The 15,435-nt window shown below is 29.5% G+C and carries 11 protein-coding genes; 3 read left to right on the plus strand and 8 right to left on the minus strand.

Annotated features, from left to right (window positions below; genetic code table 11):
- Position 1: 1 nt before the first annotated feature.
- The 8 genes from KZH69_RS02380 to KZH69_RS02415 all read right to left on the minus strand — a co-directional run bounded on the left by KZH69_RS02380 (position 2) and on the right by KZH69_RS02415 (position 11,630).
- Positions 2–1,345 carry a DUF6734 family protein gene (locus KZH69_RS02380; protein WP_219315860.1) on the minus strand — a complete coding sequence of 448 codons (1,344 nt, stop codon included), beginning with the start codon at positions 1,343–1,345 and terminating at the stop codon, positions 2–4.
- A gap of 2 nt (positions 1,346–1,347) precedes the next feature.
- Positions 1,348–2,526 carry a DUF6625 family protein gene (locus KZH69_RS02385; RefSeq protein ID WP_219315861.1) on the minus strand — a complete coding sequence of 393 codons (1,179 nt, stop codon included), beginning with the start codon at positions 2,524–2,526 and terminating at the stop codon, positions 1,348–1,350.
- 115 nt (positions 2,527–2,641) lie between these two features.
- Positions 2,642–5,521 (minus strand): lantibiotic dehydratase, encoded by a 2,880-nt coding sequence (locus KZH69_RS02390; RefSeq protein ID WP_219315862.1) that lies wholly within the window; start codon positions 5,519–5,521, stop codon positions 2,642–2,644.
- Positions 5,522–5,570: 49 nt separating this feature from the next.
- Positions 5,571–6,728 carry a lanthionine synthetase LanC family protein gene (locus KZH69_RS02395; protein WP_219315863.1) on the minus strand — a complete coding sequence of 386 codons (1,158 nt, stop codon included), beginning with the start codon at positions 6,726–6,728 and terminating at the stop codon, positions 5,571–5,573.
- 45 nt (positions 6,729–6,773) lie between these two features.
- On the minus strand, positions 6,774–8,429 hold the full coding sequence (locus tag KZH69_RS02400) for a S41 family peptidase (RefSeq protein ID WP_219315864.1): 1,656 nt from the start codon (positions 8,427–8,429) through the stop codon (positions 6,774–6,776).
- A gap of 47 nt (positions 8,430–8,476) precedes the next feature.
- Positions 8,477–10,123, minus strand: coding sequence for a S41 family peptidase (locus KZH69_RS02405; protein WP_219315865.1), 1,647 nt, complete (start codon positions 10,121–10,123; stop codon positions 8,477–8,479).
- 474 nt (positions 10,124–10,597) lie between these two features.
- Positions 10,598–10,747, minus strand: a complete 150-nt coding sequence (locus KZH69_RS02410; protein ID WP_219315866.1) for a hypothetical protein — start codon at positions 10,745–10,747, stop codon at positions 10,598–10,600.
- A 226-nt stretch (positions 10,748–10,973) separates the two neighbouring features.
- Positions 10,974–11,630, minus strand: coding sequence for a response regulator (locus tag KZH69_RS02415; RefSeq protein WP_219315867.1), 657 nt, complete (start codon positions 11,628–11,630; stop codon positions 10,974–10,976).
- A gap of 97 nt (positions 11,631–11,727) precedes the next feature.
- On the opposite strand from KZH69_RS02415, the gene KZH69_RS02420 reads away from it, so the two are divergent.
- The 3 genes from KZH69_RS02420 to KZH69_RS02430 all read left to right on the plus strand — a co-directional run bounded on the left by KZH69_RS02420 (position 11,728) and on the right by KZH69_RS02430 (position 15,045).
- Positions 11,728–12,441 (plus strand): LytR/AlgR family response regulator transcription factor, encoded by a 714-nt coding sequence (locus tag KZH69_RS02420; RefSeq protein WP_219315868.1) that lies wholly within the window; start codon positions 11,728–11,730, stop codon positions 12,439–12,441.
- A gap of 338 nt (positions 12,442–12,779) precedes the next feature.
- Positions 12,780–12,950 (plus strand): hypothetical protein, encoded by a 171-nt coding sequence (locus KZH69_RS02425; protein WP_219315869.1) that lies wholly within the window; start codon positions 12,780–12,782, stop codon positions 12,948–12,950.
- 85 nt (positions 12,951–13,035) lie between these two features.
- Entirely contained in the window at positions 13,036–15,045 is a 2,010-nt protein-coding gene (locus KZH69_RS02430; RefSeq protein ID WP_219315870.1) for an ATP-binding protein, read from the plus strand.
- The last annotated feature ends 390 nt before the right edge of the window (positions 15,046–15,435 follow it).

Below are 15,435 nucleotides of genomic sequence, written 5' to 3' on the forward strand. Positions count from 1 at the left end.
GTTAGTTATAAATACTTATTATTTTTAATTTGATGTAATTTTCTATCTTATTGTTCATCACTTCCAATAACTCTGTTCTTGATTCTTGATCATCCTCCTCTTCCAGATAAGATTCCATTTTTTTTACAAGATCAAAATATTCAACCGGATTAATTAATTCACTAATAAGAATTTCGTCAACTTCATCTATTTCATAGACTCTTGGCAAACTATTCATTTCTTCTATTTCTAAAAATGCAATATCCATTTCATCTTTTTTTGACATTGATATCTGGAAACCTATAAGTTTGGTTATCCAAAAATTTTGATTCTGTCTAAAAAAAGTATCTAATAAATTAGTTAATCCAACATTATTGAGATCTCTTTTTAATAAAAATTTTTCTTTTGCAAAATCATTCCTGCTAATTTCATTGTCAAATTCAACCAATAATTCATTTACATGCGTCGAACTTAAATAATCACCCCTAACATTATGATTATTTTCAGTATCAAACATTTTTAGCAATTTTGAATAATAATCGGGATAGTGTTTCATGGTATATATCTCCATTGACTTGCAGATATTGGAATTCCTCTTAAAATCACCTAATAAATGTAAATAATTTCTTTTATGAGGTATATCATGAAATTCTCCAAAACCAACGTAAAGGTTATCATCCCATATTTCATCAAATAGAAAACTCACTTTTTTACATTCTAAAACTGACAGTTCGAAGAAAAGAACCTGTTCAAAAAAAATATTAAAATTAAACAGATTGATTTCATTTGCTATGCTAACATTTTTATTTACGAATTCAAATGCTTTTTTTGCAAATTCCTTAATAAAAATCAAATCATTTCCTCCAATAATACCCATGTTGGCACACAAATTAGTTTTTGCATTATGAAAAGGCACCAACTCCTCAGGTAAATACTTTAATTTAGGAGATATTTGTCCCCACATACTTCTATAATAATCCGTTGTTTGTTCTAGATTTTGAGTTATTAAATTCGCGTTAATTAGATCATCTGGAAATTTATCCCAAATAAAAACATCTCCGTCTACATGAATGAATGGTTCATTCTGTAAAGAATACACTTTGATTTTTGCGATTGCCCATAAATCTTTTGGATAAACATCCAATTCATTCAAGACCACATGAACTTTTGTATAAGGCAATTGAAGTTTATTAATTAATATTTCAAATCCAAAATCGTCTGTATAAAGCTCTACCTGTTCATAATGTTTTACTAATTGATGACAACTTAAAATCCAACTGGTCCAATTGTATTTTGGCTCAAACCAGCCATAACCATTATTTATATCCTTCTGGTTTCCTGACCAAAAACTTTGTATTATTTTCATTTTTATAGGGTATAATTTTTTAAATTTCCATCGGGGAGGATTAAAGAAATACAATGATTGGTATTAAAATTTTGTACAATGAAATATTGCTTTAATTCAGGTATAAAAAAAATGTTTTTAAAAATAGTTAAGAACACTATTTTAAATCCGATCTCTCCTTTAAAGTTTAAATGCAGATTATCGTTTTCAAAATATACAAACAGGCTTAAATCCATATACTTATACTCGCCTTCTTTAAGTATTTTTGTATTTCTGTAATTTAATCTATCACTAATTAAATAATCCATCTTTAGTACTATCCTTTTAAACAGAGGAGCAAACTTTTCGTAGATAGTATAATAAAATATTGAAATCCCATTATTTTTATAAAATGAAAACTCACCTATTAAATAGGAGTTTAATTCTCTCTTTTTTAAACTATTATTTTTAAAAAAGATATTATTTTTAATAGCTGTTAAATGATATAAAAGCACTTCAAATTCGTTTTTATAAGTTAAAACACCATTATCATACTTAATTTTTCCGGGCGTTCCTTCTATTGAATAAAACTCATACAACACATTGATAGAATCTTTATTTCTTTCCAAAATATGGTGCATTGAGTCAATAACATATTTTGTATCTAATATATTGACCCCACTACAAACCTGACTGTAATTACCACCACATTCATCAAATAAAAGTAATTTTTCATCTTGAAATACTTTAATATAATCCTGACTACTTCTATATAATGCATTTATATATTTCTCGTTTTTATATATGGCAAAAAAACCACTCGGATAATCTGGTTTCGTGAATATAACATCATTGGTCTCCAAAACCGAATCATCCAGAAAATAGCGGATTCTACCAAAAATAACATCAACATCACAATACCCCCAAAAATCATAATCCTGGATCAAGTCCTGAAATACTTCTCCAAAGGAGGGTCTGATATCGCAAAGTTTAATTGGATGTCGTATATTCAGTTCGAAACTAAAATAATTACTAATTGTTCTGCTGAATTCTTCAAAACCTATAGTAATAATTTGAATATTATTTCCGATAAATTTAATACCCTGAATGTCAGTAAAGAAAATAAAATCTACATCTTTATTATCCACACACGACTGTATAAAATAGTCTAAATACCACGGTGATTTACCAAAATAGAAAGTTAAAATAATTATTTTTTTCATTCCAAAATTTTATCTATTAGCTAGATTCGCCTGCAAAAGGTCCAGTTTTTTTTATATCTTCCTTCTAAATTCTAAATTTTTTTAAAAAAAATACAATTTCACGATAAACCAAAAACTAAACCATAACTTCAGACTTTACAGTAGGATTATTCATGAATTTAATTTGATTCAAATAACATTTTGTCAGATAGTAAGACTTAAATTCATTAAATCTTTGTTTTACATTAAAATGTCTATTCATACTCATATGAATCAAAAGCCAAGTGTAAGAGAATTTATTCGTTTCACTTTCATCTAATTGCTTTAAGAAAGCTTCCTTTAAAAATTCATCTTTGAAAAAACTTCTGTACTCACAAGTATCAATTTCAGATCTAATACTTGCATATTCCTTGTTAAATTCCTTCCGTAATTGAGAAGTCAATTCAAATTCTTTTGAATAGTTATTTATAGAAGTATCACAGTAAAGAATCATTTCATCCAACGAATAATCTAAAAAATCAAGATAGTTTTTTATTTTAAGTATTGAGATTATTCGAGACGCATTATCATCCAAATCTTTGTTGCTAATATTACTCAGAAAATCTCTACTGTCAATATCAAAAATAGTTTCAGACAATTCCATCATCTTAGCACCTCCATAGCGATGTATTTCTTGTTCATATGGAAGAATATGATAGTTACTTATAATACTTCTCAATTTCAGTTCCTGCACAACTGTTATAATATATTGCTTATTCTCAATCGAATCGGTTTTAAAACGCAATCGCAAATGCCTGTCAGGATTAGCATAATTAACAAAGAAAAACTGATAAGCTTTATTTTCTAAAATAATCTTATTATAAACTACATTAAATATTTCAGAGTCTGCATACGTGTTGCAAAATAATTCCAAGTAAAGCCAATCGGAAACAACGGCTGTATTTTGAGATTCGATAACCGATATATTCATTTTTGTATAATCCACACTTTGCCTAGTAAAATGTGAATTTTTAACACTCACAATTAATTCATGGGCAAAATTTTCAGTACCACTTGTAATTTCGGGATCGAAAAAATCGTATAAACATTCTGAAACATAAATGTGCTTACTACTTTTTACTTTGTCATAAAGTAAAGCTAAGCAATTAGCATTTTCGGTATCCAATAAGACTTCCCGATGACTTTCAGATATAATAATTTTTTTTGAAAACGAATGTTCCTTGATTTTCTCATTCAAATGATTAATGAATTCTTTGAGACTAAAATTATTATACACTAATAATATTTGAGCAGGAAAGAGAAGAACTCCTTTTTCAAGATAAATTCTTGGAACGTAGGGTAAGCGTAACCCATAAGCATTAAAATTAAAGTTTACTGCATAAATTTCTTGATTGTAATATTCATAATCACACAAAAAATTATATATATCTGATTCTAAAAGTCTGGAATTGATTGCAGATACTTTCTTAGGTAAGACTTCTTTTTGATGTTTTTTTGAAACCAATGAAAAGTTGTTATTATGTAGATGAACATAAATATCATCTAACAAAACAGGATTATTCTTCTCATTATAAGCAGTATTTATGGGCAAGCAATAATCATAAAGTTGTTGTGTAGGTGCTATGTTAATACTTCTATAATTACCTACACAATTAATATCTGCAATAATCTTATTCTTGTTTGCTTCTTTTTCGTAATTTACAATATCTTGACAAGCATCACTGGTAATATCACTAAATCGGGATATAATATTTAGAGCAGATGGATCTCCCAAACTATGTACATATATAATAGACTCTCCTGATATCTTGCAAATCAAAGTTTCTAAAACCACATTAAAAGTAGCAGGTAGTTTACTGGCTTTAATTTCTATATTTTCTTCAGTAGGCAGATCTAGAAAAAGGCTGTTTCCGGTTGATGCTAAGATTTTCATCTCAATATCTTTGTGCAGTTTTAATTCATTCTCAGTTTTAATAGAACTGTAACTTATACCACAATATGGATTAAATAAAGTATTTATTGGAACAAAACTTTCATTAAATTTAGCTTGCACTTTTTTGATAAACTTCCCTAGATTATCATTAATAGCGGTGGATTGAGCATTATAATGCACGGCAAAATCAATGTATTTTTTTACTTTATCTTGAATATTAATATTCAAGATACCCGCTTCTAAGTCGAAAGAATTAATGGCATAAAAATCTTTAGGACTTTTATTCTTTTCAAATAAAATATTTTGCTCTTTGATGTAAGCTTGACTAAAAGTAACAATATCTTTTTTTGTTTTTAACAAATGCTGCTTTTGTGCGATTAATCCTGAAAAATAAGGGCTGTATGGATTATATAACTTATTGGCGTACGAATTGAATAAAAAAATTTCTATAATTAGACCCGTGTCAATTGTTTGCAACAAAAAGGACTCTACTTCAACTCTCTCGAAACCTTGCAAAATCAAATCCTCTAAAACTACATCGATTCTCTTTCCATTCTTAAATTGGCTTATTAACCATAATAAATCTTCATCAACATCAATTTCAGTATAACTGATTTCAATTCTATTGTTGACTTGATTTTTGGAATTATAAAAACCAATTTTTTTATTATTCAAAAAATAAATAGAAGGGTTAGAACAATAGCTTAAATGACTCCAATTGTCATCAATAGATTCATTTATTCTGGAAGAAACAAACAAATTATCGTGTTTGACCATTAAACTTAGACTATCCGCTTTAGTAATTGCAGTCTCATTACCCCATTTCAAAACTCCCACACTATTAAAAACTCCAAAAGGTGTAGGATTAAAATGTGCCCTAACAAAATAATTATATAACGAGCCGTCTGTTTTCTCAGATTTATTTTTATTTACGTCATTATACAAACTACCTGAGGACGTTAAAATGCAAAGATTAAATAACTCGTTGTTTTCAAAAAAAATCGATAAATTATCTTTATGTTCTTCGTAGGATTGAACTGAAAAATTAGTAACTCGTTTAACAATAGTATTAAAAAAAATCATTTTTATATTGGGTTTATTTTATAAAATTTTTACAATTAAGCAACTTAAATCAATGTAAATTAAAAATCTCTAACCATGTCAGATCGATTTTATTTTCAATCGTTAATACTGTAAGTCCAAGTCCCACAGTACCTACTAGAAGGTTTGTTTCAGGAATGTACTTATTACTGCTATTTTCATACCAAAGGAATTCTTCAAAATTATTGGTTTGCTTTTTTAGTGTCTCAAACCAGCGGTCAATTTCACGGCTATAATCAATCTTGAATTTTTTAGATGCCAAATAAAATTGAATTAAAATACCCGCCGAACCATGGCAAACACCAAAATCATTAACAGCGGAATCTTCAAAACTTATAGTTGCGCAGTGATTCATTAATGCTATAGCTTCCTTTATTATTAGGGTATCATCAAGAAAAACACCCGTATTATATAATGCGTTCGATACCCCTAGATCACCTTGACACCATGAAAGCCTTGAAGGAATAAAATCATTTGTCTTTAATGAAAATAAATTAGGGTAATACTGTTTGGTTTGACTGTCATATTGCTTATATGAAACTAGAAAATCAGCACAAACTCTTAAAGCGTCACTAATGTCTGTATTTAGCGGTGCAAGATGTTTTTTCAAGTAAATTAAAAAATTCATATAACCTGCAACACCATGCGCCATTCCCAAGGAATAATACTCCCCTCTACTTTCATCTGATTTAACAAGTACCTGTTTAAAATCAATCTCAATTTTATGGATTAAATTTTCAGCAAATGCACACAAAACGTTAGATAGAGTTTCATTTTTATTTAACTTAAATCGTTCTATATAATACATGGCTATACCCATAGACTCGTGCATAAAATCAAAACAATTTGATTCATAGAATAATTTAAAATCATCTAATAAAAAGGCATCAATGTTATTAAAATAATCTTCACTTATATCAATACTACTACTTTTTATGCGTAACAAAGTAAGACCATATCCCGCTATCCCTGAACATAATGTAATTGAACTTTGTTTTTCTTCAATCAATTCATTTGTTTTTTCAATTACAGCCAACAACTTGTTTTCAAACTCCTCAACTGGGTATGCTTTGTACATACAATCGTAAAACAAGATAAATCCGGATAATCCATTATATAAACCTATTTCATTCTCTTTGCTAAAAGCGTCCCAAATATTTTTCTCGATTTTAATAATTTTTTCTTGCATATTCTAATGGTATTCTTTTTAATTAAGAATTATTCTACCTCAGTCTTATTTTTCCCCTTTAGCAAAAAGTACAGCTCTGTCCAGTACTTCATCTTTCCCTTGCTGAATACCACCAATCGTAGGTTTAATTTCAATGTCTGGAATGATTCCTATTCTTTGTGTTTCTTTTTTATTGGGATAAAAAATACCGCCAGAAGTAAAAGAGGAATCGTAACCTTTAATAATTGAAAAATAATAATTAGGTCCATCGGCGCCAGCTGTTTGGCTGCCAATTATGGTAGTATTAGGTGCCGTTTGAAAAGCCATTGCCGTATGTTCTCCATGACTAAATGTTCCTGCACCAACAAGAACAATAACTTTGCCTTTATAATAGTCGGAATTGATTTTACCACAGGTTTGCATATCTTTTCTCCAAATGTAGCGTCCGGGAAAGCTTAAATCTTGAAAAAGATTTCTTGCAATTTCTTTAGGTTCTGGATTCAAATAGTCATTGATCAAAAAATTAGTGTACATTGGTCTTCTTCTATCATCAAAAATAATGGCCTGGGTGTTTTTTAATTCCTCCATCATACTTTTTACATCTTCAGTTTCAACTTTACTCATATCAACATAACCTATATTGTTTTCTAAAAGTTTCCATTTTGGGGTGATTTTTGGTGGACTTCTTTTAATATCTTTATTCGAATAGCGATGTATCTTTTTAACAGCAATGGTATTGTCTCTAATAAATTCAATTTCTAAATCATCAGTATTTCCGTTAAACATGACCCAGCCACTGGCTGGCAAAGCTGCTGATTTATTAGAACCTTCCATATATTTTCCTAAATATTCTAATGTTTCAGCTACAGTTTTACCATTAATTTTGGTTACAATATCGCCAATTTTTATATCATCAATTTTAGCAAGAGAATCATTAGCTAAAGAAGTTATTATTGCTTTTTTGTCTATTATTTTAGCTCCAGCTGCGATATATTTTTCGCCTCCTAAATACTCGAGCATTTTCATATTAAAGGTAGCAGCATGGGTGTCATTCAGCTTTATGGACAATTCACGCATTGCCAAAAGAAAATCCTTTTCGGAATCCGGAGCATAAATAGGCGATAGTATTTCCACCAATGCTTCATCCCAATTTTGGTCCATAACATATTTATAAGGGAAAAAATATTCTACATAATTCCAGAAACGGAATAATGCCAAAATACGCAAATTTTTATCCGTCCATGGAAAATCTGGATATACTACTTCGTTAGTAAATTGAAGAGGTACTGAACCTCCATCAAGATTTACATAATAGTTTTTACCCTGAAACCTGTTTTCGGTTATGAATTCCAGTTTTTGTGAAAGATTTTTGGAGAACAGTTTATTCTTTTTAGTCCAATCCAAGTTCAGATTTTTGACAAAAAAATCGGTAGTTGGGTCTAATGCCAGAGGCTTGTTGACTGGCACTTCACCAAGACCATCAATCCACTTTTCTAATACCAATGAAAATTCTTCTTTGGTATTAGCTCGTTCAATTTTCGGTAAAACTTCAAAAAGTTGTTTATCCCAGTCCATTTTGCCACTGGCAACTTGAGGGTGATAATATTTAAGAAACCCCCAAACTTTGCAGGTGCTGGCCAATTTTTGGTTTTCGGTAAGTTTGACTTCGGCAAATAAGGTTTGAGAAAGTACTAGGAAAAGCAGTAATGTAATTTTTTTCATTTTGAAAGTTTTCTGTTTTATAGTTTTGGGTTGATTTTACAAATTATTTATTTTCCGGTTTCGATAAATTGTATAGCACGGTCTAAAACCTCGTCTTTACCTTGCTGAATACCAAGAATCGTAGGTTTAATTTCAATGTCTGGAATTATTCCGATTCTTTGTGTTTCTCGTTTATCAGGATAATAAACTCCAATTCCGGTAAATCTTGTAAAAACACCTTTTATTACTTCAAAATTACTTACATTCCCATCTGCACCAGCGGTTTGACTCCCGATAATGGTTGTGTTATCACCAGTTTGAAAACACATTGCCGTCTGTTCTGATTGGCTTAAAGATTCCTCGTTAAGCAATACAACAACCTTTCCTTTATAATTATTTTTATTTTCTGAACCGCAAAAACGTGGTTTACTCCATTTATATCTTCCGGGATAACTTAAATCAGGCTTGGTGTAGATGATATATTCTTTTTCTTTAGAATTCAAAAACTTTGATATTTCATCATAAGTTCCGTTTGGATAATTTCTCATATCAAAAATAATTGCATTAGTTGATTTTAGATTTTCAATCATTTCAGGAATATTTTTAACATAAAGAATCCCCATATCAACATAACCAATATTGTTCTCCAGAATTTTAATTTTTTCTTTTTTTATTCTTCCTTTTACATATTTATTTTTATGAGAATCATGATAATTATGCAAATTTATAGTTCTTGTTGTATTCTTACTATCTTTTAAAAACTCTATTTTAACAGTGTCTGAATCCCCGGATAGAATTGGTTCTACTATATTACGTAAATAGACAGACTCATTTGAACCCCCAATTAAATCCCTGTTTTCTAAAATAATTTCTTTAATTGTTTTGTTGTTTATCTTGGTAATTACATCTCCAATTTTTATGTCATCTGTTTCTGCCAGACTATCCGCTAAAATTTCTGTGACAACTAATTTTTCATCAATTATTTTACAGTTTGTGGGAAAGTAATATAGGTTCTCACTATTGTATTTATAAAAAACTGCATGGGTGTCGTTGAGTTTAACAGTTAGTTTTTGCATCGCTATATAAAAATCGCCTTCGTTTTTGGCTTGAATAAAAACTGGCAACATTTCTTCTAAAGTTGTGTCCCATTTCTGATCCATTAAATATTTATAAGGGAAAAAATATTCCATTACATTCCAGTACATAAATAATACTAAAATTCTTGAATTTTTGTCAATATAATTTAAGTTATCAAAATTTTCGTTCTTCAAAAAAATATTTTCAGCATAATCTGATTCTACATAATGTTGCTGACCCTGAAATCTATTGTTCTCTATAAATTTTAACTTTGCAAAGAGTTTTTTCGAAAACAATTCATTATTGCTAATCCAAGATAAATCAAAGTTTTTATCAAAATATTCAATCTCTTTTGATGGAATAATTGGAATAATTTCTTTCACTTCGCCAAGTGCATCTATCCATTTTTCGAGAACTAATGAAAACTCTTCTTTAGTTTGCGCTTTCTCTACTTGCGGTAACACTTCAAATAGCTTATTGTCCCAATTAAAATCACCGTTGGCTACTTTAGGGTGATAGTATTTTAAATAGCCCCAAACTTTGCAGGTGGCTGCAAGTTTTTGATTTTCAAAAAGCTTTACTTGTCCAGATATAGTTTGAGAAAATACTATGAGAAGATATAAAATGATTTTTTTCATTTAATAGCGAGGTTTTATAAAAAACAGAGTTTAGTATAATACAACAACAACTTTCGATTAAACAAAAGTTGCTGTTGTTTTTAATTTTTAATTGCCGAGTTTACATTTTTTACTTGTAAATTGAATTTGGTAATTAAAATGCAATCCCATTTTTTTTGAAATGAATGATGCTTAACTCAATTCAACAAACTAATTTGTACAACTATGACACCAAGACACATAAGGCGCTGACATACAGTCTTCTGACATAGCTCCAGACCCACCTGTAATTGTGGTTTTTTCCTTGTCAGAGATCTTAACTACTTTCAAATTTCTTAAACTTAATTTTTTCATCATTTTATTTTTTTGATGATTAATAAATATTTTAGATACCCAAAAAAACAGCATCTTAATCATGCCTCGAGAATCTAATTAACTAATATTTTCAATTAATGGTTGCCCTAAAACGTAAACTTATTGACAATTATAAATTAATTAACACTTATTACACCATGACACATATGGTCCTGACCAAGTATTGCATGGTCCTGAAGTTTCCCAAGTACCTGATCCGCCTGTAATTGTTGCTTTTTCTTGATCAGAAATTTTAACCACTTTCAAATTTTTTAAACTTAATTTTTTCATCTTTACTTTTTTTAGATGATTAATAAATATTTTAAATACTCTAATTAAAGTTTTCTCAAATCTTTGTAATCAATCCCACGTGCACTTGGTTTCTTTCACACTGCAGAATTTGAGATAACTTATCGCCAAACATATAAATAAGAAATGGAATGCGCGCACAGCGAAAACAACCTTTAACAAAGAAGGTTGTTTTTAAGTAAAATATGTTAAAATCTAGAAAGTGGTTCTAAATAAATCCTTGCTTAATGGCTTCTTTCACTAGACCCGAGTCGTCTGTAACCTCAAAGATTTTTTTCATTCGGATGATGCGCTTTTGGATAGCGCTTGTTGTCAGACAGATAACTCCTTCTAACTCTTTTATTTTAAATCCTTTGGATAAATAGAATAAAATTTGACGATTGTGATCTTCAACCATCAACTCTTTTTTCCATATTTCATTAATGCAGTTCTTTACCGTAATGCTTTGGTATGAGTTGCCATTCATGACCTCCATCACAGCTTGCTGTAATTTTTCTGGTGTAATATCATTTTTTATGATAAGTGCATCTGGTCTTACATTCTTGTAGATTTCATATACAATGATAATTTCAGTATGAGCAGTAATCATAATAATTTTGCAATTAGGCATCACTTCTCTAATAAAAAGAGCCAAATCACTCCCTGATAGAATAGACTTCTCTTCATAACCTGGTAAGCCTTTATCAATGAAAGCAATATCAAATGATTCTTTAGCTGCATAACTTTTCATTAGACTGCAGTAGGCCTCCTCACAATTATGGGCTTTTGAGAAAATAGGTGAATTTAATCCAAAAGGAGCCGTTGCAAGAGCACTAATATAACCTTCTACAGTCATCGGATGATCATCTACTACAAGTACATTCATTATTAGATATTTTAACTTTAACAAAATAGGCAGTTTTTCTACAACAATAGAAATTGAATCCTCTCTACATTGCAGCTCCTTATTTTAGTATAATTATATGCGGTTTTCTTTTCTTATTATTGACGACAATGCCAGCAATGTCAAGGAAACTTTAGAACTCTTTGAAAATTTTCCTAATTATTTTTGCGCTGGAGTCGTCAAAGATAGTCAAACGGCAATAAACCAAATTATAAAAGTAAAACCACAACTGATAATTGCCCAAATTCCTATCAAATCAAATGATAATGCCTCATTTTTCAAAACTATAACAGAGTCATTTCAATATTTGGAGTGCATCCCTTATTTTGTCGCCTTAGCTTCATCTCCCAATTATGCGCTTGAGGCAATACAGTCTGGATTTTCAGATTATATAGTAGAACCTTTGCATATTCATGAATTGGGAAAAATGCTCTTTAAGTTTGAAAAAAGAAATCCTCCAAACATTGCCACAACTATTTGCATTAAGTCCTATAGCGATTATCAATTCGTTACTTTACAAGATGTCGCCTATTTAAAAGCGGATAACAATACTACTGACATTCAGATGGACAATGGCAAAACGGTTAATGCTTATAAAACATTAAAACATTTTGAAAGCACATTGCCATTCTATTTTTTAAGGATTCACAAAAGTTATATTGTGAACATTAACCATGTTTCTCGTATACATTTCAGTAAATCAAAATGTTATCTCAATTACAATGAAATTCTACCATTTTCCCTTACGTACAGAGATAATATTGATGCCATAATCCGGAAATTAAACATTTAAGCTCGGCAAATAAAATCCATTTAATTGTTTTTACAATAATCTCATTATTGCAAACACACACTTTCGCCCCTTAGATTATACTAAAAACTACTATACTGGATCAGCTCACTATAAGCTGCCTAAATTTAAAAAAACACTCCTCTTTTGACCGTTAATTTGCTCTAGTAATAAACAACAGAAGCTTCTAAATAATTATTGAAAATGGGGAAACAACTGCTTTTAAGCTGTGTCATTTTCAATAATTCTGAACAGTCAATTCCCGGCTTTTCTTAAAAAAAGATACTCCATTCTGGACAGTATCGTGATAAACTATTTTTTAATTTTTTAAACATTTTTTAATGAAAAAGCTAATAATTGCTATCGGCTGCTTTACGGCTATTGTTTTAATGTCATCTTGTACTGCAGATCCTGTTGAGAGTTCTAATAATGAAACTCTAAAAACCAAAAACCAAGTTATTTTACCGGCAAATCAATCTGCTATAGATGGGGTAGACCCTCCGAGACCTTAATTCTGTTACTTTAAAACCGGATAATTCTTTAAGTTATCTGGTTTTAAATATATATTTTTGGTAGTAATTTAAAAAATATCAAAAGTTGAAAATAAAACTCATCATATTTTCGTTCACAACCTTCTTATCAGTTGTAACAGCTTGTCAAAAAAAAGAAGGTACTGGATATAAAAAAAGAGTTATTAGTATTCTAAATAACATAGACACAGTTAATTTAAAAAATTCTCAAAAGGTAAGTACATTAGATACTCTGAATCATTATTTATTAAATCACGAAAATGATTCTATCAACAGAAACTTGCTCTTCAAAGTTGTCAATCAGTATTATTATTTAGGTGAACTCGAAAAGTATAAAATAACAACAAAAGAAATTTTTGAGTTGGCAAGCTTAAAAAAAGACAAAGCACACATTGCAAAATCATTATATTACATCGGAAATTATCATTATGATAAATCACAATATGATAGCGCTTATAGCTATTATAATAAATCAGAAAAATTATATGCCGCTCTAAATGATTCATTAATGTTGGGCACAACATCGCTTTTGAAAGGGAGTGTACTTTTAGAAACAGGAAATTATGCCGAAAGCGAAAGCGAAACAGTAAGAGCATTGCGGTTACTATCCAAAGTCAAGAGAACTGATTTAATATATAATTGCTACAATCAAATTGCTATTTCCCTAAAAGGATTAAATAACTACAACAAATCATTAGATTATTTTAATTTGACTTTAAACCAATTGGATATTTTGGAAAAAGAAAAATATTCAACGCATAAAATATTAAAAAGTAGAATAAATTGCTATAACAATATAGGGAGGGTATATGAAAAAATGGGAAAATATACCGAAGCAATGCACTATTATGACAAAGGTTTACAAACAAACAAAATTAAAAAAGAATTCCCAAGATATTATGCAATGTTATTGGATAACCTAGGTTATTCAAAAATGAAAACGGGTAATTATAATGGTGTACATGAAATATTGATCGAATCATTACGATTAAGTGACAGTCTTGATATAAAACCGATTGTAATATCCAATAAAATTAATATAGGTCAATATTTTCTCTATAAAAAAGACACTATAAAAGCTTTGACTTATATAAAAGAGGGATTTTCTTTATCTCGAAAAATAAAATACAGCGAATTAACACTTCAATCGTTGAAATTATTAATGGAGAATGATACCAAAAATAAAACCTACTATACTAATGAATATCTAAGAATTGACGATAGCTTACAAGAAGTCGAAAGAATAACAAGAAATAAATTCGCTCGCATTGCATATGAAACGGATTTAGTTGAAGAAAAAAATCAAGTATTATTAAAACGAAATACGTATATTATTGGTATAACATCACTAGCAATACTGTTTTTCGCAGTTCTTTTTATAATATACCGTTTGAAATCACGAAATAAAGAACTATTTTTTATTAAGGAGCAGCAAGAAGCCAACGAAAAAATATATCAATTGATGCTAAAACATCAATCGGAGACAGAACAAGCCCGCAAGGAGGAAAGGAATCGTATAGCAATGGAATTACACGATGGCATAGTAAATAGTGTTTTCACAACTCGGTTTAATCTAATCCAATTGGATTCAACCCAAATAGATAAAAAAGAGCAATTGGTAAAAGAGCTCGAAAAAACGGAGAATGAAATCAGAAGAGTTTCACATGATTTAACACAAAATCTACTTTTTGAGGATAAAAGCTTCCCTGAAATAGTAGCAAATCTGGTAGAATCTCAACAAAACCAATACAATACAAAATTTGATGTATCAGTAGATAAATATATAGATTGGTCTTCCGTTTCAAGTGCTAGTAAAATACATATTTATCGTATAATCCAGGAAGCGCTACAAAATAGTAATAAATATTCCAAAGCAGAAAGATGCTATATAATGCTATTAAAAACTGCCGACAAAATAACCATTCGTATTTGGGACAACGGAATTGGATTCAATACAGAGAAGGTGAAACGAGGTATCGGATTGAAAAATATCAAGGACAGAACCAAAACATTAAACGGTCAATTGAAAATAACATCCGAAATAGGGAAAGGAACTACAATTGAAGTTGTCTTTTAATGGTGCTATTTTTAATTCTATATTGCTTTTTTTAAGTTTATTTTTAAAAATATAGTTATTGCAACTCATTTTCCATCTAAAATGGTAATATGACTGTATAGTGATTTGATATTGGCACAATCTGAATTTTAACATAGTTTACCCAAAAAACACATATTTTGTTAAACATTATTGATGAAGTTTCTTTATTGTTGTTCCAGTTCTTAATTTCGGATGATTAATCTCTAAAATTAATTATTGATGCAGAAAATACTTCTAATGGTAGCTATAATTATTGCGCTCCTTTTTAATGAATTTGTTAAAAAACACACCACACAAAATCCGATCCTTACTGAAACTCTTGAAAAAATTCATAAAGGAAAAATAGCTTGTCGAACTATGAATAGGTTC

Source organism: Flavobacterium taihuense (assembly GCF_019351435.1).
GTDB classification, from domain to species: domain Bacteria; phylum Bacteroidota; class Bacteroidia; order Flavobacteriales; family Flavobacteriaceae; genus Flavobacterium; species Flavobacterium taihuense.

What these genes read in the sequence shown, in the direction of transcription:
- KZH69_RS02390 (WP_219315862.1), bottom strand. Translation starts at nt 5,521, where the DNA reads ATGATTTTTTTTAATACTATTGTTAAACGAGTTACTAATTTTTCAGTT.
- KZH69_RS02420 (WP_219315868.1), top strand. Translation starts at nt 11,728, where the DNA reads ATGCGGTTTTCTTTTCTTATTATTGACGACAATGCCAGCAATGTCAAG.
- KZH69_RS02410 (WP_219315866.1), bottom strand. Translation starts at nt 10,747, where the DNA reads ATGAAAAAATTAAGTTTAAAAAATTTGAAAGTGGTTAAAATTTCTGAT.
- KZH69_RS02425 (WP_219315869.1), top strand. Translation starts at nt 12,780, where the DNA reads ATGAAAAAGCTAATAATTGCTATCGGCTGCTTTACGGCTATTGTTTTA.
- KZH69_RS02400 (WP_219315864.1), bottom strand. Translation starts at nt 8,429, where the DNA reads ATGAAAAAAATTACATTACTGCTTTTCCTAGTACTTTCTCAAACCTTA.
- KZH69_RS02405 (WP_219315865.1), bottom strand. Translation starts at nt 10,123, where the DNA reads ATGAAAAAAATCATTTTATATCTTCTCATAGTATTTTCTCAAACTATA.
- KZH69_RS02415 (WP_219315867.1), bottom strand. Translation starts at nt 11,630, where the DNA reads ATGAATGTACTTGTAGTAGATGATCATCCGATGACTGTAGAAGGTTAT.
- KZH69_RS02380 (WP_219315860.1), bottom strand. Translation starts at nt 1,345, where the DNA reads ATGAAAATAATACAAAGTTTTTGGTCAGGAAACCAGAAGGATATAAAT.
- KZH69_RS02395 (WP_219315863.1), bottom strand. Translation starts at nt 6,728, where the DNA reads ATGCAAGAAAAAATTATTAAAATCGAGAAAAATATTTGGGACGCTTTT.
- KZH69_RS02385 (WP_219315861.1), bottom strand. Translation starts at nt 2,526, where the DNA reads ATGAAAAAAATAATTATTTTAACTTTCTATTTTGGTAAATCACCGTGG.